This window comes from Lysinibacillus sp. CNPSo 3705 (assembly GCF_028674935.1).
GTDB lineage: Bacteria > Bacillota > Bacilli > Bacillales_A > Planococcaceae > Lysinibacillus.
On record NZ_JAQZSD010000073.1, the window covers coordinates 1 to 20,669 of the forward strand.

24 protein-coding genes are annotated in these 20,669 nt (G+C 35.9%); 17 read left to right on the forward strand and 7 right to left on the reverse strand.

Going from position 1 to position 20,669, the window contains the following annotated elements; translation table 11 throughout:
- Nucleotides 1-175: 175 nt before the first annotated feature.
- Entirely contained in the window at nucleotides 176-358 is a 183-nt protein-coding gene (locus PVA17_RS21395; protein ID WP_274068890.1) for a hypothetical protein, read from the forward strand.
- A gap of 242 nt (nucleotides 359-600) precedes the next feature.
- Here the strand turns inward: PVA17_RS21395 and PVA17_RS21400 are convergent, their stop codons facing one another.
- The 3 genes from PVA17_RS21400 to PVA17_RS21410 form a co-directional block, all read right to left on the reverse strand.
- Nucleotides 601-1,143, reverse strand: coding sequence for a GNAT family N-acetyltransferase (locus PVA17_RS21400; RefSeq protein WP_274068891.1), 543 nt, complete (start codon nucleotides 1,141-1,143; stop codon nucleotides 601-603).
- A 252-nt stretch (nucleotides 1,144-1,395) separates the two neighbouring features.
- Nucleotides 1,396-2,592, reverse strand: coding sequence for a class I SAM-dependent rRNA methyltransferase (locus PVA17_RS21405; RefSeq protein WP_274068892.1), 1,197 nt, complete (start codon nucleotides 2,590-2,592; stop codon nucleotides 1,396-1,398).
- A gap of 62 nt (nucleotides 2,593-2,654) precedes the next feature.
- Entirely contained in the window at nucleotides 2,655-3,572 is a 918-nt protein-coding gene (locus PVA17_RS21410) for an alpha/beta hydrolase (protein ID WP_274068893.1), read from the reverse strand.
- Between the two features lie 163 nt (nucleotides 3,573-3,735).
- Between PVA17_RS21410 and PVA17_RS21415 the strand changes: the two genes are divergently transcribed.
- The 3 genes from PVA17_RS21415 to PVA17_RS21425 all read left to right on the forward strand — a co-directional run bounded on the left by PVA17_RS21415 (nucleotide 3,736) and on the right by PVA17_RS21425 (nucleotide 5,919).
- A complete protein-coding gene (locus PVA17_RS21415) occupies nucleotides 3,736-4,215 on the forward strand; it encodes a dihydrofolate reductase (protein ID WP_132358015.1) in 480 nt (159 codons plus the stop codon).
- Between the two features lie 331 nt (nucleotides 4,216-4,546).
- A complete protein-coding gene (locus PVA17_RS21420; protein ID WP_274068894.1) occupies nucleotides 4,547-5,380 on the forward strand; it encodes an alpha/beta fold hydrolase in 834 nt (277 codons plus the stop codon).
- A gap of 50 nt (nucleotides 5,381-5,430) precedes the next feature.
- Entirely contained in the window at nucleotides 5,431-5,919 is a 489-nt protein-coding gene (locus PVA17_RS21425) for an HIT family protein (protein WP_132358011.1), read from the forward strand.
- Nucleotides 5,920-5,968: 49 nt separating this feature from the next.
- On the opposite strand, the gene trhA is transcribed toward PVA17_RS21425, so the two are convergent.
- Nucleotides 5,969-6,604 carry a PAQR family membrane homeostasis protein TrhA gene (gene trhA / locus PVA17_RS21430; protein ID WP_274068895.1) on the reverse strand — a complete coding sequence of 212 codons (636 nt, stop codon included), beginning with the start codon at nucleotides 6,602-6,604 and terminating at the stop codon, nucleotides 5,969-5,971.
- A gap of 274 nt (nucleotides 6,605-6,878) precedes the next feature.
- Here trhA and PVA17_RS21435 point away from each other — a divergent pair, with 274 nt between their 5' ends.
- The 5 genes from PVA17_RS21435 to msrB all read left to right on the forward strand — a co-directional run bounded on the left by PVA17_RS21435 (nucleotide 6,879) and on the right by msrB (nucleotide 10,381).
- Entirely contained in the window at nucleotides 6,879-7,721 is an 843-nt protein-coding gene (locus PVA17_RS21435) for a DegV family protein (protein ID WP_132358007.1), read from the forward strand.
- A gap of 180 nt (nucleotides 7,722-7,901) precedes the next feature.
- Nucleotides 7,902-8,834, forward strand: coding sequence for a GDSL-type esterase/lipase family protein (locus tag PVA17_RS21440; RefSeq protein WP_274068896.1), 933 nt, complete (start codon nucleotides 7,902-7,904; stop codon nucleotides 8,832-8,834).
- A gap of 4 nt (nucleotides 8,835-8,838) precedes the next feature.
- Nucleotides 8,839-9,414 (forward strand): YpmS family protein, encoded by a 576-nt coding sequence (locus PVA17_RS21445; RefSeq protein WP_248719028.1) that lies wholly within the window; start codon nucleotides 8,839-8,841, stop codon nucleotides 9,412-9,414.
- Nucleotides 9,415-9,426: 12 nt separating this feature from the next.
- Complete coding sequence (gene msrA / locus PVA17_RS21450; RefSeq protein WP_274068897.1) at nucleotides 9,427-9,960, forward strand: peptide-methionine (S)-S-oxide reductase MsrA; 534 nt, start codon at nucleotides 9,427-9,429, stop codon at nucleotides 9,958-9,960.
- The gene (gene msrB / locus PVA17_RS21455) at nucleotides 9,953-10,381 is read left to right on the forward strand and encodes a peptide-methionine (R)-S-oxide reductase MsrB (protein WP_274068898.1); all 429 of its coding nucleotides are present in this window, start codon (nucleotides 9,953-9,955) and stop codon (nucleotides 10,379-10,381) included. The genes msrA and msrB overlap by 8 nt, the downstream gene beginning before the upstream one ends.
- 487 nt (nucleotides 10,382-10,868) lie before the next feature.
- On the opposite strand, the gene PVA17_RS21460 is transcribed toward msrB, so the two are convergent.
- Nucleotides 10,869-11,615: a formylglycine-generating enzyme family protein gene (locus PVA17_RS21460; protein ID WP_274068899.1), complete on the reverse strand. Its 747-nt coding sequence runs from the start codon at nucleotides 11,613-11,615 to the stop codon at nucleotides 10,869-10,871.
- A gap of 122 nt (nucleotides 11,616-11,737) precedes the next feature.
- The gene (locus PVA17_RS21465) at nucleotides 11,738-13,576 is read right to left on the reverse strand and encodes a methyl-accepting chemotaxis protein (RefSeq protein WP_483308044.1); all 1,839 of its coding nucleotides are present in this window, start codon (nucleotides 13,574-13,576) and stop codon (nucleotides 11,738-11,740) included.
- 259 nt (nucleotides 13,577-13,835) lie between these two features.
- Between PVA17_RS21465 and PVA17_RS21470 the strand changes: the two genes are divergently transcribed.
- The 4 genes from PVA17_RS21470 to PVA17_RS21485 all read left to right on the forward strand — a co-directional run bounded on the left by PVA17_RS21470 (nucleotide 13,836) and on the right by PVA17_RS21485 (nucleotide 16,008).
- Complete coding sequence (locus PVA17_RS21470) at nucleotides 13,836-14,054, forward strand: YozE family protein (RefSeq protein ID WP_132357993.1); 219 nt, start codon at nucleotides 13,836-13,838, stop codon at nucleotides 14,052-14,054.
- A 113-nt stretch (nucleotides 14,055-14,167) separates the two neighbouring features.
- Complete coding sequence (gene deoD, locus PVA17_RS21475) at nucleotides 14,168-14,875, forward strand: purine-nucleoside phosphorylase (RefSeq protein WP_132357991.1); 708 nt, start codon at nucleotides 14,168-14,170, stop codon at nucleotides 14,873-14,875.
- Nucleotides 14,876-15,252: 377 nt separating this feature from the next.
- Nucleotides 15,253-15,402, forward strand: coding sequence for a hypothetical protein (locus PVA17_RS21480; RefSeq protein WP_191701804.1), 150 nt, complete (start codon nucleotides 15,253-15,255; stop codon nucleotides 15,400-15,402).
- Nucleotides 15,403-15,627: 225 nt separating this feature from the next.
- Nucleotides 15,628-16,008 (forward strand): VOC family protein, encoded by a 381-nt coding sequence (locus PVA17_RS21485; RefSeq protein WP_132357989.1) that lies wholly within the window; start codon nucleotides 15,628-15,630, stop codon nucleotides 16,006-16,008.
- A gap of 301 nt (nucleotides 16,009-16,309) precedes the next feature.
- Here the strand turns inward: PVA17_RS21485 and PVA17_RS21490 are convergent, their stop codons facing one another.
- Complete coding sequence (locus PVA17_RS21490) at nucleotides 16,310-16,759, reverse strand: NUDIX hydrolase (RefSeq protein WP_132357987.1); 450 nt, start codon at nucleotides 16,757-16,759, stop codon at nucleotides 16,310-16,312.
- 267 nt (nucleotides 16,760-17,026) lie between these two features.
- Here PVA17_RS21490 and PVA17_RS25395 point away from each other — a divergent pair, with 267 nt between their 5' ends.
- The 4 genes from PVA17_RS25395 (at nucleotide 17,027) to PVA17_RS21505 (ending at nucleotide 20,140) form a co-directional block, all read left to right on the forward strand.
- The gene (locus tag PVA17_RS25395) at nucleotides 17,027-17,089 is read left to right on the forward strand and encodes a tetracycline resistance efflux system leader peptide (protein WP_366151260.1); all 63 of its coding nucleotides are present in this window, start codon (nucleotides 17,027-17,029) and stop codon (nucleotides 17,087-17,089) included.
- A gap of 32 nt (nucleotides 17,090-17,121) precedes the next feature.
- Entirely contained in the window at nucleotides 17,122-18,474 is a 1,353-nt protein-coding gene (gene tet, locus PVA17_RS21495) for a Tet(L)/Tet(K)/Tet(45) family tetracycline efflux MFS transporter (protein ID WP_274068901.1), read from the forward strand.
- 352 nt (nucleotides 18,475-18,826) lie between these two features.
- On the forward strand, nucleotides 18,827-19,747 hold the full coding sequence (locus PVA17_RS21500; RefSeq protein ID WP_274068903.1) for a DMT family transporter: 921 nt from the start codon (nucleotides 18,827-18,829) through the stop codon (nucleotides 19,745-19,747).
- A 165-nt stretch (nucleotides 19,748-19,912) separates the two neighbouring features.
- A complete protein-coding gene (locus tag PVA17_RS21505; RefSeq protein WP_274068902.1) occupies nucleotides 19,913-20,140 on the forward strand; it encodes a hypothetical protein in 228 nt (75 codons plus the stop codon).
- Nucleotides 20,141-20,669: the final 529 nt, after the last annotated feature.

The following is a 20,669-nucleotide window of genomic DNA, read 5'->3' on the forward strand; positions in this document are numbered from 1 at the left end:
GAAACTTTGCGTTATTGATCTTAGTTGAACCGCCGTATACGGAACCGTACGTACGGTGGTGTGAGAGGTCGGGAGTTAATCACTCCCTCCTACTCGATTCTTTAGTTAGAAACTTTTACTCTGTAGGTTCGTTTAACATTATTGATTTTGCAAAAAGATATGAGTTGTATAAAAAATGTATAAATATATGTATGCAGAAGCAAAGGTTGCTGGTTTATTTACAATCGATAGTCATAGGGAAATAATCGATAAGTATAGTAAAGAAGGCTGGAGATTGCTACTATTCCTAAAAGTAGTGGATCGTATAGTTAGATTAAAGCAATTGATTTGGTTTATCTATGATGAGGATTTTAATTGATTATAGAATACAAAGAATCGTGATTTAAGTAAGTTTCATAAAGTTTCATAATATTTTTCTGCTTTAATTCATAAAGTCGATTATCTCTAACATAGAGGAAATCGGCTTTTTCTCTATGAAACTTTGCTGTGCTTACGAAATCCGCGTTTTGCTGGTACCTAATCAAACTTAAGCGTCTTTAGTTTAATTAGGTATAAGAAATATCAATTTAATAACAGAGTTGATTCTACACAAAAATTTGGCTATTTATTAATTATTCCATAATATACTAAATCCTCGTATTTACGGTCTTTAATAATATGATCCTTTAAAATTCCTTCTTGTTTCATGCCAATCTTCTCCATTACTTTTCCTGAAGCGGGGTTTGTAGAAAAATATCGGGCAAATACTTTATGCAGTTTCTTTTCTTCAAAAGCAAATTGAACAATCGACTGCGCTGCTTCCGTAGCATAGCCTTTTCCCCAATACTCCTCACCAATCCAATAGGCGATTTCTCCTTGATTAAAATGTTTGTTGTTTGATAAGGCAATAGCTCCATATAATTCGCCGGTTTCCTTATCTGTAACAGCAAACTCGTACGAAATATCTTGTGTAAAATTATCGTAATGACGTTCCATCCATGTTAATGCATCATTTAAACAATATGGATGAGGTAGATACATAGTGCTTTTATATATATTATAGTTATTGCATAGCTTTGTAACCTTTTTTGCATCGGATGTTTGAAATAATCTAAGAACGAGTCTTTCTGTAGAAATCATTAACTTTTCACGGACATACCCCATTTAATCACTCCATTTATCATTATATTGTAAAATGACACTCACCCTAGCGTAGGGTGGTTTCCGTCACGACTGTGCGCTTTCTTTGGGGAGCCACTGCGCTCCAATCAACTCATTTCATAGTATAAACACCCCAAATTTTAGGAATAGAGATGAGTCAATTGTATAATAAGCGGAAATTTCTAACAATAAGGTTGGGGATTTCTCCTAAATAAAAAGACAGAATCACTTGGGAGCGATTCTGTCTCGATTCATTTAGTTAAGTTTTTTAATAAAAACAACCTTTAAGTAATTGAATTCTGGATATTCACGTGGGGCACGGAAATCCTTTGGTAAGCTGTATTCTTCAACAATTTTATAGGCTGTTTTAGTTTCTTTAAATGCTTGGTCAATGAAGCTTTTGAACTTTTTCATCCCAAAGCTTGCATTGTTCGTTGAAGCAACAATGATACCGTTTTTCTCTGTAATGGCGATTGTATCTACGAGTAATTTAGGATAGTCTTTCGCAGTTGAGAACGTTCTTTCTTTTGTACGTGCAAAGCTTGGAGGATCTAAAACGACAAGGTCAAATTTTAAATTGTGACGCTGTGCGTATTTAAAATAGTTAAAGACATCCATTACTTTAATATCCTGTGATTCGTAGTCGATGTTATTGACACTAAATTGCTCAATTGTTTTGGCTAAACTACGCTTTGCAACATCTACACTTGTTGTTTTTACAGCTCCTCCAAGTGCCGCTGCGACAGAAAATGCTCCTGTATAGGAGAACGTATTTAGCATATTTTTACCGTCTGCATAACGATCTCGAATAGCAAGTCTTACTTCTCGTTGATCGAGGAAAATACCTGTCATGGCTCCATCGTTTAAATTGACAGCGTATTTCATACTATTTTCCGTTACAATAATCGGAAATTCGCCAGGTGTTCCCATGACAAAATCATCTTGTTCCATATACTGTCCTTTAGTATCGAAACGTTTTTTTTCATAAATGGCTTTGTAATCTACTGTCTCTGCTAGTGCTTCATATACCATTTCTTTAAATGAATAAATGCCTGCGCTATACCAGCTCACCATATAGTAAGTGTCGAAAAAGTCAATTGTTAAACCGCCGATGCCATCACCTTCACCATTAAAGATTCGAAAGGCTGTTGTGTGAGGATCGTTGAAAAAAGCTTCGCGATTTTGAATGGCCTTTTTAAATTTTTTCATAAAAAAGGCTTTGTCTATTTTTTCGTTCGCATCATTTGTTAATACCCAACCAATACCTTTGTTTTGTAAGCCATAGTATCCTGTGCCAATAAAACGGTTATGATTATCTGTTAGTCTTAAAAGTGCACCTTCTTCTTTAGGAAGGTGGCGTGCATCAACTGCATCTTTTGAAATGAGCGGATAGCCTTTTTTTAATTGATTAGAAAAGGGATTGTTAATTTGTAAAGCAATAGTTTGTGTCATGTTGTCATCCTTTAAAAAACATTTTGCTCTATTATCGCACTATTTTATGGTGATAGACAAACTTATTTCACGAAATTAGCAATTTTTTCAGCAGTTTCAATAGTAGCTTGTTCGAAAAAATCCATTTTACTAAAGTAGCTATGGATTAAACCGGGCATGTTAACATGTTCAACAGTCACTCCGGCTTCTGTAAGTTTTCGTGCGTATGCAAGACCTTCATCGTATAGAACATCCGCCTCTGCAGCTATAATGATCGTTTTCGGTAAAACACTTAAATCCTCAATCTGAAGTGGGGATACATGTGGATCCAAATAGTTTTCTTTTTCTGTATAATGACCTAAAAACCACTGCATTCCTTGTTTGTCTAAGCCAAAGTGTTCGCCGTAAGCATTGTAAGAAGCCGTTGTAAAATCTACATTAACTACAGGATAAATAAGTGCCTGCGCTTTAATCGCTGGTCCATTTAATGTTGCTGCTAAGTAGGCGACCACTGTTGCTAAGTTTCCGCCAGCGCTATCGCCAGCGACTGTAAGATTTGCTCTATCTCCACCGAAATTTTCGATGTTTTCGTAAATCCATATGAAACTGTCATAGGCATCGTAGAGCGGTGTAGGGAATGGGTGTTCCGGTGCTAGGCGATAATCAACCGATACAACGATTGCTTGGGCTTTTGTCGCTAATAGCTGACAGCCTGCATCCGTAGAGTCACAATTTCCAAATACCCAACCACCTCCATGATAATAAACAATGACAGGGAGCTTTTCGTCTAAAACAGGTCTATAAATGCGCACATTAATTTGTGCTCCATCCCGCACCGTTATTTTTCTATTCTCGATGCTCGCGAGCTGTGGGCTATCCGGTGACGTCCATTTTGGCACTATTCGAATGGCTCTCGCTTCTTGTGGTGTTAAATCATAGTACTGTATCGAAGAATCACTTGCTTTTATATAACGGACCGCTTCATCTCTTAATTTTGTCATCTTCATCAATCCTTTTTATTTACTTTTGTACATCTATTATAAACTATTCATATAAAATTACTAGGATTTAATAGCGGAAAAGAAAATTTATTTACTTTCTAAGCTGATTGTAAAGTAAAATTATGTTTATAATATAATGGACGAAAGTATTTGGAGGGACACTATGATTTCTTTAATTGTGGCACATGATAATAATTATGTGATTGGCTATGAAAATGGCATGCCATGGCATTTGCCAGGGGATTTAAAATATTTTAAGGAGAAAACGATGGGGAAGCCAATGATTATGGGGCGAAAAACATTCGAATCCATCGGTAGACCGCTTCCTGGTCGACGTAATATCGTAATAACGCGTGATGAAAACTATCAAGCGGACGGGATTGAAGTGGTGACAAGCTTAGAGGGTGCCCTCGACCTTGCTGGGGATGTCCCAGAAATTATGATTATTGGTGGCGAGCAAATTTTCCGCTTATCTATGGATATCGCAGATCGTTTGTACATTACAAAAATCAATCATTCGTTTAATGGGGATACATATTTCCCGAATTATGAGCAGGATTTTGTACAAGTTTCCTCAATGGAGCCAGAAACAGCACCAGAAGGTTACACATTCCAATATCAAATTTTTGAGCGTAAAAACTAAAGAAAATAGGTACTACGAAGCACGGTTATATGACCGTGCTTTTTACGTGACTAAATAAAGGTTTTTGGAAATATTTGTAGAATAAATAAAGATTAGACTCATCCGCATAGCATGGGGTTGATTTACGTTCCGACTGGCGCTTTAAATTCGATAAACCTATTGTGACAAGAAAAACAGTCGAAGCGACAGAAGACTAATCAATCGAAGGAAAGAACTTGTCGAAGCGACAGAAAGACCTAGCGAAACAAACGATGAGCAGCTTCGCATATGTATCAGATCGCAGGTAAAAAGATATTTAAGACATAAAAAATTATTGAGAGGTGTCCAGTCAATGTGGGAACAATACATTATTGAAACAAGCAGAGGGCGATTTGAATACTTTGTACGTGGAGAAGGGGAACCATTAGCTATTACTCATTTTTATATGGGTTTTGATGAACGAGGAAATTTATTTGCGGATCCTTTCACTGAACATTACAAAGTGTACTTAATCAATGTAAGAGGTGCTGGAAATTCAGCACATGTAGAAGATGATGCACAATTAAGCTTCCAAGAAATTGTGAAAGATTTAGAAGCGATTCGAGAAGCGTTAAAACTTGAAAAATGGGCTTTTGCGGGTCATTCAACGGGTGGAATGCTGGCACTTCAATATGCTGTGGATTCACCAGCATCTTTAACAAAAATAGTTGCTGGTTCAACAGCAGCAAGTAAAGAGTATGGAAATCACCCAAATAGTATTTATTGCGCTGAAAATAAACATTTCACTCGCATAGTTGAAATAATGGATTTATTAAATAATCCGGATACAGTTCGAGAAGAGCGTCAGAAGTTAAGCTCTGAATGGGCTTTAATGTCTTATCATTCCGAGGAAAAGTTAAAATTAGCAACGATCCGACCAAATAGTGGACGGACAGTCGGGAAGAACCTTGATTATTTTAGAAAAGTACAAGTAAAAAGCTTTGACATTCGACAACAATTGAAATCAATACATATTCCTACCTACATATTTGCAGGTAGATATGATGCACAATGTCCGGTTGAATTCGGAATTGAAATTGCCGATTTAACACCAAATGCACAATTGACGATTTTTGAACAGTCTAATCATAATCCGTTTATTGAGGAAGAAGAAGCTTTTAAAAAGTTTCTACAATTGACCTTATAATTGGGGCCTTTAATTATTTCTGATATTAGATTTAAAAAAGGGGAGTATCTGTGAAAAAAATAACCTTATCAAATGGAGACACGGTAGAAGTGGAATGTTTGAGCTGTGCAATAACGAGCGGACTTATCGAACCAGATGGAGGAGTTATCATTGAGACTGACTATTTTCATGCCCATCAAGATGTTGCCTATCCGATAAAGGGATTAATCATCTTGGCTTCTAAGCGTCATATTACATGTTTTGATGAGCTAGACGATGAGGAAAAAATGGATTATATAAACCTTGTATCAAAAATTAGAAAGGCTCAAAGGGATGTTCTAGGGATAGAATTTGTTTATTATTTTTACAATGAAGATACGACACATCATTTTCATACTTGGATGGTCCCTCGCTATGAATGGATGTATGAATTTGGACGTTCCGTAGAATCGGTTAGACCCGTTTTACTTCATGCGAGGAATAAAATGAATAATGAAGAAAATAAACAGGAAGTGCTGCGTGCAATAAAGGACTTAACGAGGCAATTAAGGACCCTATAAACAAAAAAATCGCTCCTTTGTAGAAGAGAGCGATTTTTATTGTCATTATTTATAAGTAAAAATAAACACAAGCATACATCGAACCACAGCCAGCTAACACAAATAGATGCCATATCGTATGGTTGTATGGAAGTGAACGCCAAGCGTAAAAAATAGCACCAATCGTATAGAAAAGCCCACCGGCTAACAGTAAAACAAAACCATTAAAACCTAAGAAAAGATAGACAGGCTTTATAGCAAAAATAATGAGCCAGCCCATAGCGATGTAAAAAATTAAAGAAAGCTTGTCAAATCGATTAATAAAAAAGCATTTAAAAATAACGCCTAATATGGCAAGTGACCAAATAATACATAATAAAGTAATACCTAGCGTGCCGCCAATCGTAATTAACAGGAAAGGTGTATATGTTCCTGCAATTAAAATATAAATAGAAGAATGGTCAAGAATGGCGAAAAAGTGTTTGTATTTTTCTGGCATGCTATGTAGCAGTGTGGACATTAAAAATAAAACGATCACAGAGACACCAAAAATAGTGAACGTTGTAATTTGGAGTGCACTACCGGTTTGTACAGCTGCTAAAATAAGAACAACTAGTGCTGGAATACTTGCGATAAATCCAATGCCATGTGTAATGGCATTCCACAATTCTTCCTTCCATGTTTTATAGTCAAAAGAATCAATCATCTCGAACACTCCTTTCGTGTATACATTTACTATACCCCAATAATTTTCATCCTGGTATTTACATTTGTCATGTTTTCGACATAAAAAGTGTCATATAAATGCCTCTATGCTAGAGGGTCTTTGTTAGACAAGGATTGAACAAAGCGCTATAGTATCCAAGGTAGCGGTTTCAAAATGGACTGAAATGAACGAAACCTAATGACAAATGTCATGTTTACATAATGATTCATTAGTCTATATAATAAATTTTAATGAAGTAAAAGGATGTGTCGAAGTGGGACGAATTCATATAGTAACGGACTCAACTTGTGATTTAACAAAAGAAGAAGTAGCACAACACGGTATACATATTGTGCCTTTAACGATTCAAATTGATGATAAAACTTATATAGATGGTATTGATTTAGAGCCACAACCTTTTTTAAGTTTAATGAAGAATGCTAAAAATTTACCGAAAAGCTCTCAGCCTGCACCGGGAAAATTTAAAGAATTATACGATGAGCTAGGTAAAGACGGAGATCAAATTATTTCCATTCATATGACAGGTAGTATGAGCGGAACAGTGGAATCAGCTCGTCAGGCAGCTCAAATGTCAGACTCTGATGTAACTGTAATCGATTCACGTTTCATTGCCATCGGTTTAGCTATTCAAATACGTGAGGCTATTAAATTGCGTGATGCAGGTGCTACTGTCGAAGAAATTGTTAAGCGTTTAGAGAAAGTGCGCGAAAATACGTATTTATATGTTATAGTCGACACACTTGAAAATTTAATTAAAGGCGGACGAATTGGGAAAGGTACAGGCTTTATCGGCTCCTTGCTGAACATAAAAGTCATTGCAAACTTAGAAGGTGGCGCATACAATCCCGTATCAAAAGTACGTAGCCATAAACAAGTTGTGAACTACTTATTTAAGCAATTCCAAGCTGATACTGCTGGGAAAACTGTTAAGTCAGTAGGGATTTCTCACGCTGAAGGTCTAGCAACGATGGGTGGACCTTTAAAAGAATTAATCGAGGGAACAGGTTTTAATGAAGTAGAAATTGCCTTTACTTCACCGATCATTTCAACACATACTGGCCCAGGTGCAATCGGTTTTATTTATTTTGCAGAATAATATAAGAGAGCTACTACATAAATAATTGTAGTGGCTTTTTATTGTTGAAAAGTGCCTGCCTATTTTATAAGAAAAACCGTTGTAAACATACATTTTTACTCAATACCTAGGTATAGTCACTTTTCATAGCAGCATGAACTATTCTATAATAGAAGTAAGCAAATGATGGAAGGTGGTCAAATGAGCATTTGGCGAATGATAGTTTTGTCATGTTTGACCGTTTTAGTACTAAGTGGTTGTATAATATCAATAGATGAATCGAATCCGCAAGCAGAACCAGATGGGGAGCACGCAGGGACGGAACAAGATATGAAACAGGATGCGCAACAAACAGAAAATGAGGAAAAAACCTCAAAGAATGTATTGACGCAAATTTTTGAACATTTTTTTGAACCAACACCAGAGGATTTACGGAAAATTGATGATAAAAGCGCAAAGCAACTACAGTACCTAGCGCTCGGCGATTCTTTGACCGCCGGTGTTGGTGATGAGTATAGTAAAGACGGTTTTGTTGGAAGACTAGCAGCTTCATTGGTTGCTTGGCCCTCGATTTCAGATGTTGAAGTCGATAATCGAGGAAAAAGAGGAAGACGTAGTGATCAGCTATTAAAATTAGTAGAAAAAGGGCATTATGATGAAGAGTTGCAAAAAGCACAGCTCATTTCAGTTACTATGGGTGGAAATGATGTCATGAAGATTGTCAAGCACGATCTGTTTAATTTGAAACGAGATGCTTTTGATAAAGAATTGAAGGCATATAAGAAACGCTATAGTAAAATTGTGGAAGGCATACGAGCAAAAAATCCAGAAGTGCCTTTATTACTTATCGGTTTTTATAATCCATTCTCAATCGTGACAAATGAAGCGAATGAATTTGATACGATTATTACGGAGTGGAATAAAGTCATTGAAGACATAGCCAAGAAAGATACGAATGCGTGCTATATCTCAGTGGAGGACTTGTTTGATTCAAATAAAGAGCTCGTTTATCATACCGATTTCTTCCACCCAAATGCAAAAGGCTATGACAAAATGAATGAGCGAATTTTAAAAGCAATGGAGAAATGTAACATGGAACAAAAGATTAACAAGGAAATAGGCTTCGAGGAGTGACGAAATGAATAAATGGAAATTCGCATTTTTTGCCTTAGCAGGCACAGTGCTTTTTGCAATCCTCCTCGTCGTTTTTTTAGTAACTAGACCAATAGACGGAGTAAATTTAGCAGAGAGTTCAAAAGATGAAAGTGACGTAAAAGGAAATGTACTCGTTGTCCAAACAACAACGAAGGAATTAGAATCTATATCGAAGAAGTATTTAAAAGATGCTGGGTCACCATTACCGTTGGACTTTACGATTGGTGATGATATTCAATTAAAAAGTACACTTAAGGTGTTCTACACAGAAATCCCCATTTCAATGAACTTCGATCCGATTGTGGATAAGAAAGGGAATATTATTTTAAAACAGACAGGAATGAATGTTGGGCTGTTAAATATTCCACCTGATACAGCGATGAAAATTATGCGAGACACGGTGGATTTCCCTTCTTGGATTTCAATCGATCCTAGTAAGGCAGAAATTTATATTGACTTATCGCGCATTAACATTGCTTCAGGATCTCGTATTAAAGCAAAGGAATTAGACTTACCAAAGGATAAGATTTTACTGGAAATTATTGTTCCTGGTGAATAAGGAGTGAGATAAATGGCAAAGCAATTGGCAACATTTGCAGGTGGTTGTTTTTGGTGTATGGTCAAGCCTTTTGACGAAACACCTGGCATTGAATCAGTAATTTCCGGCTATACGGGTGGACATGTAGTCAATCCAACATATGAACAAGTATGCTCTGAAACGACAGGACATGTTGAAGCGGTTCAAATTACGTTTGACGATGAGCTATATTCTTACGAGCAATTACTATCGACATTTTGGACATTAATTGATCCAACTGACGCTGGAGGACAATTTTATGATCGTGGAGAGTCCTACACGACCGCAATTTTTTACCACAATGATGAGCAACTTGATTTGGCTGAACGTGCTAAGGCAGAGTTACAGGCATCTGGTAAATTCGATAAGCCGATTGCCGTGAAAATTTTACCGGCAAGTTCGTTTTATCCAGCTGAAGATTATCATCAATATTATTATAAGAAAAATCCAATGCACTACGAGCGCTATGCAGTAGGGTCTGGTCGCAAAGCGTTTCAGGAGACACACTGGGGGCTGAAAAATGAATAAAGAACAACGTTTAAAAGAGTTAACGGACATGCAATATTACGTGACACAGGAAAATGGTACAGAGCCACCGTTCCGTAATGAATTTGATAAGCACTTTGAAGAGGGTATTTATGTAGATATCGTTTCGGGGAAGCCATTATTTAGCTCGCTCGATAAATTCGATTCGGGTTGTGGCTGGCCAGCGTTTGCAAAGCCTATTGAAAAGGAAGAAGTGACGGAGCATTTCGATACGTCTCATGGGATGCGTCGTGTAGAAGTTCGAAGCACAGACGCTGATTCTCATTTAGGCCATGTCTTTCCGGATGGACCAAGTGAGCTTGGAGGCTTACGCTATTGCATTAACTCCGCAGCCCTCCGCTTTGTACGAAAAGAAGATTTAGAAAAAGAAGGCTATGCAGAATATCTTTCATTATTTAAATAATCAAGAACTCCTAGCAGAATAGATCGTGCTAGGAGTTTTTTATGGTTTTTTAGGTTGTCTTAAAAACGACGGAAAGACTCATCAAAGTGACAGATAAGGCAATCGAAGCGACGGAAAGAACCTTCGAAGTGACGGAAAGAGCCATGGGAACGACGGAAGAATAATCAGCGACGGAAACAACCGTCGAAGTGACGGAAATAGTCATCGAAACGACGGAAGACCAATCAAGCGACGGAAGGATCCTTCGAAACGACGGAAGACCAATCAAGCGACGGAAAGAACTGTCGAAGTGACGGAAAGAACCATCGAAACGACGGAAGACCAATCAAGCGACGGAAAGAACCGTCGAAGTGACGGAAGGAGCCATCGAAACGACGGATAGGGCAATCGAAGCGACGGAAGGAACCGTCGAAGTGACTGAAAGAACAATCAAAACGACGGAAGACCAATCAACCGGCGGATAGAACGTCATCATTGTCTAGAAATATTAAATGATGGATCTTGCAATTCTAAATCCGATATCATCAATAAAAAATTCAGGCATACTCTTACGACGACAGGTAGCTCCACAACCACGTTCTTCCTCAGCCCAACTTCCTCCTCGGATTATACGATAATTGCCAAATATCTCTTCATCGTATATGTCCCAGCACCACTCCCAAACATTTCCTATCATGTCGTACAAGCCCCAGTCATTAGGCATTTTTTCTCCAACTTTGTGTACACGTTCGTTGGAATTATTTTGATACCAAGCAATTTTGTCAAGTTCTCCATACCGATATCCTTTTGATTTTGCTTTACATGCATATTGCCATTCAGCATCTGTCGGTAATCGAAAACCATTAGACCTATGATTGCAGACAACTAGTTTACTTTGCTGATCATAATCATAAAACTTGTCATAGCCAAGAGCGTCAGACAATGCATTACAAAAGTTCACTGCATCTATCCATGAAACATTAACAATTGGTTTTCGATCATTTATTGGTGTTAAAAATTTCTTTTCCATAATAGTTGCATAAAGTTCTTCTGTCACAGTATATTTAGCAAGATAAAATGGCTGTATCTCAACATTCCAAATAACTTCCTTTAAATTTTTCCTTTTACCTGGCATTCCAAATTTATAGTTCGAACTAATCCATTTTTGCTCGTTTCGAAAATCTCGTTGGCGAATTTCTCCGTTAGGAATATACAGCATTAATTCATTTAAGTAATGATTCAAATTAGTTAGCATGTCATCTCCAAATCTTAACGTATTGTTTTAGACAATAAGATCGTTATTAAGTATGCTTCATGAATAATGAACATCTTACAGACGATTTTTTTAAACTACAATGATAGAGATTCTGAGACACTTTACACTTTAAATTCACTTACAAGGTTACGCAGACTATCTGCCTGTTGAGCAAGCTCTGTGGCAGAGGCGTTAATTTCCTGCATGGATGCAGATCCTTGAGTGGCTGCAGCGGCTGAAGTGACTGTGTTTGCAGCTGATTGTTCGGCATAGGCGTTCACTTGGACAAAATCATTTGCTACAGCATTGCTATAATCAAGAGTTAATGCAATTTTCTCTACCATAGTCGCGATAATTGTCGTCGTTTCTTGAGTATGCGTTAAAATATTGTCTAAAGATTGGTTTGTTTCATTTGTTACTTCAACGCCACGAATCACGGATGATACACCCTCGTGGTTTTGAGAGATGATGGATGTTACTTCATCTTGAATGGACGTTACAATGGTTGTTACTTCTTTTGCGGCATTTTGAGATTGCACGGCTAGCTTTCGAACTTCATCAGCGACTACCGCAAAGCCCCGTCCGTGCTCACCAGCGCGTGCTGCCTCAATCGCTGCATTTAAGGCGAGTAAATTTGTTTGCTCTGAAATGGCAGTAATCGTGCCGATAATAGATGTTATGTCGGCGGATTTTCGACCGAGTGCTTCGACTATGGAAGTCGTGGAAGCCATCGTTTCTTCTATAGCTTGCATGACTAATGAAGATTGTTGAACGGAGCGACTGCCTTCGTCAGCTGCTTGCTGCATAGCTAAGGAGGCACGCTGAACTGCATTTGCTTGCTCATTTAAATGGTGTACAGCATGCTCAAGATCACTCATTTTTTGTTGTGCGCTAGTCATACTAAAAATTGTATTCTCGCTATCACTTGCAATATCAGCTGAAGCATCAGCAATATTCTGAATGGTACGGGCATTTTCATCGGCTAAAGACATTAGTTCTAAGCTACTGCTTGAAACATGGTCTGCCAGATTACTAACACGTTTAATCAAGAAAGATATTGATTCAATAAGTGTATTAGTTGAAGCGGCAATAATTGAGAACTCGTCGTGATTACGAACTTTAACACGTCGTGTCAAGTCGCCACCAGCCCGTGCAATATCGAGAATGGAATGGTTAATGGCCTGTGTATTGTTTCTTAATGATTTAAATAACATATAACCAAAAATAATAATGGCAATAAATCCAAGTATTGAAATGAAGAAGAAAGAAGTAATAGATAGTGTAACTTGCTTGTTAAGCTTATCTAATTTTGCTTTATTAGCATTATCCATAACTGCATTAATGGACTCTATATTTTTGTCAATATAATTCTTCATCGTTTCTCCAGTACCGCCCATCATAAACTTTCGAGCTTGTTCAAGACCAAGTTCATCACGCATTGTCATGACTTTTGAAGAATATTCAAGGTAATTTTTATAATACTGATCGATCGCCTGTATATGACCTAACTCTAACTCTCTTTTTGTAAACTGCGCTTCTAACGCTTTTATTTTTTTATCGATAGTATCAATTTTCATTTTATAAGATGTAGCAAAGTTCCCATCCCCGGTAATTAAATAGGCTTGTTCTAAATTGGTGAGCCTCGCAATTTCATAAGCAAGTTGGTTGACAGTTAATTGTTCCTGAACATTTTTCTCAGTAAAGTCTTTCATTTGTCTTTGCAGATTCTGAATATTAATATACGATATTAAACCCATTGTGCCATTTATAACAATAAGGAGAGAAAAAATGATAAGGACTTTGCCTCGTATTAAATGGTAAAAACGTTGTCGTTTTTCTTTAGTAGGAGGGAGATTACGCCTATCTTCTTCCAAATTTTTTACTTTCTTTTTTAAAAACCTAGTTTTAAAAAGAGACAGGCGGTTCTGTAAGGAGATCCTATATTTATGAGAGTTATTCATCGCCATCACCTTCCTATTTTTGAATAGTCGGTTTAAATTTTACCGTATTTTACTAGGTATTTCTATCCCTTTTGTCTAAAAATTTTCATTTTTCAGACAAAAATATATACTATTTTTCTGTGACCAAAGTCCAAATATTGACGAGGAATAGTACTGTTAGGATGAATAGGAGAAAATGCTTAATAGATATTTTTGTGACGAAGAAGTTATTTTTTGATAAACTAGCGGAAAGCAGAAGAGTAAAGAGGGGATTTCTAGTATGAAAAAGAGCTTTTATTTGTATGTACTGACGTATAGAGGTGGGGATTGGTCAGATCCGAAGGTACGATTTGCAGAGGAAATGTTCCATGAGCATAATTTTCCAAAACAGAGCTCTGAATTTGATGAGCTGTCTTCATACATCGAATCATACGCTACTGACAATTTAAAAACAGAAGTATTTGATGAATTGTGGGCATTATACTTAGATCATTCATGAGTTAAGTAAAAACAATATTATTTATTTTAAGTTGCTAGACGTCTAGCGTTGCGAAAATAGGAGAAACACAGTATTATTTATAGTGAAGACTTACAGAAAAGAGGGATTGCAGTATGAGTATTCATATTAATGCAAAAAAAGGCGAAATCGCTGACACAATTTTACTTCCAGGAGATCCATTACGTGCAAAGTACATTGCTGAAACGTTTTTAGAAGATGTAACTTGCTATAACGAAGTTCGTAATATGTTTGGTTATACAGGAACGTATAAAGGTAAACGTATTTCTGTACAAGGTACTGGTATGGGTGTGCCTTCAATTTCGATTTACGCTACAGAATTGATGCAAGAATATGATGTACAAAAATTAATCCGCGTAGGTACTTGTGGTGCAATTCAAAAAGACGTAAAAGTTCGTGACGTAATTTTAGCGCAAGCAGCAACATCGGATACACGTATGAACCAAATCATTTGGGGTAGCGCTATCGACTTCGCACCGATCTCTGACTTTGATTTATTATTAAAAGCATACAATGCAGGTAAAGAAGCTGGATTAAACTTACAAGTAGGTAATATCTTCACAGCAGATATGTTCTATTCTGATGAGCACCAAAATGAAAAATTAGCTCAATATGGCGTACTTGCTGTAGAAATGGAATCAGCAGCACTTTACACGTTAGCTGCAAAACACGGCCGTAAAGCACTTTCAATCTTAACAGTAAGTGACCACATTCTAACTGGTGAAGTAACATCAGCAGAAGAACGTCAAACTACATTCAACGACATGATCGTTGTTGCACTTGAAGCGGCTATTCAAGAATAGTCTGATCAAGGATTTGAAGTTTGGATAACTTTCAAAGGGATTACACTAAAAATTAATAAAATTTTTAATCCTCAATGGGTGACTCGTTAAAGATAGCCTGTTGAGGTTTTTTGATGATAATGAGTTGAAAAGTCTTGGCAACATAAGAGGAAGTATTAAGCATTTCACGAATATTTGCATGATCTAGTTTCTCAATGTAAGCTTGTAACTCGTTCCTAAGGCATTCAGGACATTTGAATTATTTTACGAAGTTTTTAATGTTTTAACTGAAATTTACAAGGTTTGCGGTACACTGAAAAAGACATAAGGTTTACTTTATGAGGTATATTATAGTATTGAATAGATTCTCTTAAAGACAAGAAAAGTAGGTGAACATAATGGGGAAATATCAATTGGATACAAAAGGTAAGGTAGCTGTAACAAAGTATCATGAAAAAAACAAGCCCGCCAAATTTGATAAAAAGCAGCAACTTGAAAAAATACGTGCGGAGTATTTGAAAAAGAAACAAGAACAAACAGATAAATAATGTGAATGAAAACAGAGGAAGCTTAAAATTTTATTAAAAGTAAGATATTAGCTAAAACTATGTGAATTCATATTTAATATCACACATTATAAGGATAGGAGAGCTTAATTAAATTCGCTCTATCTATCCTTTTTTTTACCACAGATGACCTTAGGGCAATGCAGCAATACTGGGAAACAATTTTTAAACAAATAGAAGAATCGATTAATTAAGGAGGGATAAGTTATGAACCCATTTAGTCACATTGACCTTAGAGTAAATAATTTAGAGGAAAATTTACCATTCTATGAGGGTTTTCTTACCGCATTAGGCTTTATTCAAACATTCCATAGTGATAAGTGGAAGGTGTTTGCAGCTAATGGGAATCTTCCAAGTGTAGCCTATTTTGCCATCACTGAAGATCCTTTGCATAAACCGAACGGCAATCTAGTTGGATTCTGGGTAGAAAATCGTGATGAAGTGGATAGACTTGCTACACTGATTAAAGAAATTGGTGGAAAAATTACCTCTGGACCTCAACAATTTCCCATTAGCCCTACTTACTATGCAGTTTATTTTGAAGACCCTTGTGGAAATCAATATGAAATTGTTCACCGTTTGAACTAAATTATTGTTGTACTCCATAAGTTTTATTTGATCTTAGAGCACTTTTTCCACATCCCTTGAAATGGCAAGTTACTTCCTGATTTAACAATTCAATCTGTGCAGTCAGACTAACGAAAGGGCTCAAATCGATCCTCTTCTCTAGCTGTAGAATACAATACCCGTTTTTGAGTATATTTTTATCTTATGGTGTAGCGCAGTTTTTTGCGCTACATGGAGGGTAAAAGTGGTTAAGGAAGATTTATGCACAGTCACTGATTGATGGCTAGGTTTTGTTTTGGATAAAGAAATGTTGATCACCATATTAATCAGTTGAAATATAACCTACCTTTTCTAGTAATTTCAATGTTGTATAATTTAAGTCTGGAAGTTTTTCTAAAGGGAAATATTTTAAATCTTTACTCTCCTCATTTTGTTTAAGAATACCTTTAACAGCAGTTGCTTTAAAAATTGCCGTCGCGTTATAAATTTCATCCCCATGTGGAAATTTATAATATAACTCTTTCCCTGAAGCTAATCCAACCAATTTCAGTTCTTCGGCAATTAATCCTGTTTCCTCATACAACTCCTTTTGAGCAGTTTCTTCAAAACTATCTCCTATTTCCATACCACCGCCTGGAAGCCCCCAATCATCTGTATCTGAACGTAATTGCAATAGTATCTCATTCTTTTCGTTTAAAACAATGATGGCTGAGCCTGGTGCAATAATAGGACTCGTTCCAACATATTGGCGTAAAGATTTTATATAATTCATGCTTCCTCCTACATTAACCCTATTTCTGTTCTTTTAAATGAAATATTCTAGCTGTAAAGAATCATAACATAGCAAAGTTAGAGTTGGAAGGGAAATGGTAAAAGTGTTATGCGTAAATAGCATGCGATGAGTAACAAGCGGAATGTCAATAAGTGAAGCTTAATCACCGTGTGGGTATTTTTGGAAGTTTTAAAAAATAGTTGTTTCCAAAACATCAAATCTTTATGGGTATATGATACAATAATGAAAAAAATGGGAGGAATTCTTATGAAGTGCAATAAATATAACTGGGTACAATTTATAGAGGGAAGCGTATCATTAACCCTATAAACTACGTAAACCCTCACTAATGGAGGGTAAAGGTGAATAATCGTCATAATCAATTGCTTTTATGGCTGTGTGTTCTTTCTTTTTTTAGCGTATTAAATGAAATGGTATTGAATGTTTCATTACCTGATATTGCAAATGAGTTTAACAAAGCCCCAGCAAGTACAAATTGGGTAAATACATCCTTTATGTTAACTTTTTCTATAGGAACGGCAGTATACGGTAAACTATCTGATTTGATGGGGATTAAAAAACTAATTATATTTGGAATTGTAATGAACTGTGTAGGATCTTTGATTGGATTCATTGGCCATTCTTTTTTTTCATTACTCATTTTTGCTCGTTTTATTCAAGGAATTGGTGCCGCAGCTTTTCCATCACTCATTATGGTTGTAGTTACACGTTATATACCTATAGAAAGACGTGGCAAAGCATTTGGCCTTATCGGTTCTATCGTAGCATTAGGAGAAGGGGTAGGGCCAGTTATTGGTGGGATGATTGCCCATTATATTCACTGGTCTTATTTATTACTTATTCCTTCAGCAACTATTTTAACTGTTCCTTTTCTTATGAAAATATTAGAAAAGGAAAAAATAAGAAAAGGCTCTCTCGATACAGTAGGAATTATCTTAATGTCTATAGGTATTGTATTTTTTATGTTATTTACAACATCCTATAGATTACCTTTTCTTATAAGTAGTATTCTTTTTTTCCTAGGCTTTCTTAAACATATTACGAAAGTATCAGATCCTTTTATTGAACCTTCATTGAGGAAGAATTCTTCGTTTATGATTGGAATTCTCTGTGGTGGGCTTATATTAGGTACTGTAGCTGGATTTATATCTTTGGTTCCTTATATGATGAAAGATGTTTACCATTTAAGTACTGCGATGATAGGCAGTGTAATAATTTTCCCTGGGACGATAAGTGTTGTTCTTTTCGGCTATTTAGGAGGATTACTTCTGGATAAGAAGAATCATACATTTGTATTAACCATTGGTGTTGGGTTTATTGCTATCAGTTTTTTAATAGCTGCATTATTTTTAGAAAAGACCCCTTGGTTAATGTCTATCATTTTGATATTTGTTTTTGGTGGCCTTTCTTTTACAAAAACAGTGATATCCACGATTGTTTCCGCTAGTTTGAAACAAGAGGAAGCTGGTGCAGGAATGAGCTTCCTTAATTTCACAAGCTTTTTATCTGAGGGAATAGGTATTGCAGTCGTAGGAGGCTTATTATCGATACGGTTATTTGACCAAAGAATTTTACCGATAATTTATCACCCCGCAAGTTATTTATATAGTAATATGTTACTCTTATTTGTAGTTATAGTCACATTTAGTTGGATGCTAACTATTTACGTATTTAATAAACGAACTGCAATATAATGTCCAATAAATATTAAAAAACTAAAAAAATTAAAAAGATGATAATTGGTTTTTGAAAATTTCCTAAATGTTATATACGGCCAGGTGCTCATTAAAAGGTGAGTGCCTGGCCTTTTGTGTGTATTCATTATAGTAGGTGACGGTCTATAGAAGGTGATTCAACACAATTTTGCTTTGAGAAATCAAACAAAACAGATACAGATGCAGTTTATGGAAAAATCTTTTTACAAACCATGGTATGCGATGATACTATATATTAGGCGATAATTACAAGAGTAGAGAATTCTTTCCTAGAATATATTCTCTTTAAAAATATCGTTAATTAAAGAACGATTGAAGGTAATTGAATATAGTGACTAATCTAATGTATGTATTTTGTTTAATAGTTTGGGGGCTTAATTTTATTGCAGTGAAAATTCAAGGGACGCCAGTAAGCTTAGAATTATCATTGACTTATCGGCTAGTAATTACTGCATTTTTATTTTTCGCCCTTGTATTATTTCTTAAGCCAAAAGGGATACCTACAAGGAAAGATCTACCCTTTATCATTGTATTTGGTGTATGTAACTTTGCTTTAAGTTATTTATGCCTATATTATGCAACAATATTAAGCTCAGCAGCAATTGTAACATTAATCTTTTCATTAAAAGTGATTTTGACGCCGCTAGCTCTTCGTATTTTCTTAAAAGAGCAACTGCATCCTCGTGTGTTATTTGGGGGCGTTTTGGGGGTATTTGGTGTTTGTGTTCTCATATATCCTTCTTTAAGTAGTTTTTCTAGCTTTGCTGATCTAAAAGGCATTTTGATTGCTCTTTTAGGTACAGTACTTACAGCGATTGGCGATGCAAGTTCTGCAAGAAACGCCAGAATAAAGATTGACCCTATTTATGCGAATGCTATTGGTTTCACTGTAGGAAGTATTCTAATGGCAATAATTGTATTGTCACAGGGACAAAAGATTATCATTCCTACATCAATAACATACATATCTGCTTTACTGTATTTAACATTGATAGCATCTTTCCTGGCATGGCTATTTTATTTAAAGCTTGTTGAAAGAATAGGTGCTGCCAAAAGCGGGTACATGGTAGCTTTATTTCCCGTCATTGGAGGAATAGCCTCTGTTGTAATTGGTGAATCATCGCTTTCCATATATTTGATAATCGGATGTCTATCTAGCTGTATAGGCGCAGCTATTGCTTTAGGATTTAGAATCCCCCGTAAAATTAAAAAACGTGAATCAAGACTTTGGGGACACAATAAAATTGATTAAATGAAATAAGGCTACAGTAGACAGCACAGAAATGGGTAGTTTTTGGTCGACAGTAAAAAATAAACAAACGCAGACATTTATTTTATTTATAATCGGAAAAAATGTAAAATTTTAATAGTTATTTTCCTTAGTATTTTTAAAACTTACATATAGGGGGAATATTTTTTGAAAAAGGCATTTATTTCGCTATTTATAGTTCTTCTATGCTGTAGTTTTTTGTTTATAGGTAAAAGTGAAGTTAACGCAACCTTTATAGGGATTATTGAAGAGATGATAAATGATCGAAAAGCTGTAGTTTACGTAACTGAATCTGAAAATGATGCGATTAGAGGAATTGTTTCTGTAAATCTTGCAAAGAATCCCGACATAAAATTTAAGGTTGGTGTTAAATAAAGGTCGGTTATGATGGAACAGTCCAAGATACAGCCCCAATGTGCGTGACTACACTTACTGTAGAATTAGTTGAGTAAAATATTTAGCGTAAAAAAATTAAAGAAGGATATATAAATTTCGCTTATACATAAAAACTTTAGAGAGGCTATTATCAAAATATGATTGTTGTTTCTTTAGAGGAGTTATCTGGGAGCAGGGGCTAAAATTTGACTAGCTTTTATGTTGTATAATTAATTGACCTATTAGGTGATTGAACATATTAGAGCCTAGTAGGTTTTTTATTTTTGTGGAATATTTTTACTCAAATGTCGAAACAACTATAGTCATAGAAGCTATTGCTATTTAATATTTCATGGATGCCATTAAGCAGGGGTTGTTAAACACTTATGTTAAATTTGAGTTCATTTAGTTGTATGCTCTCACTATCATATGGATGTATTATAGATAAGTGGACATACCTCGGTTAAATCAATAGAATTAAACATAAGAGAGGACGTGTCCGACCATGAGTCAAAAAAAGTACAATAAA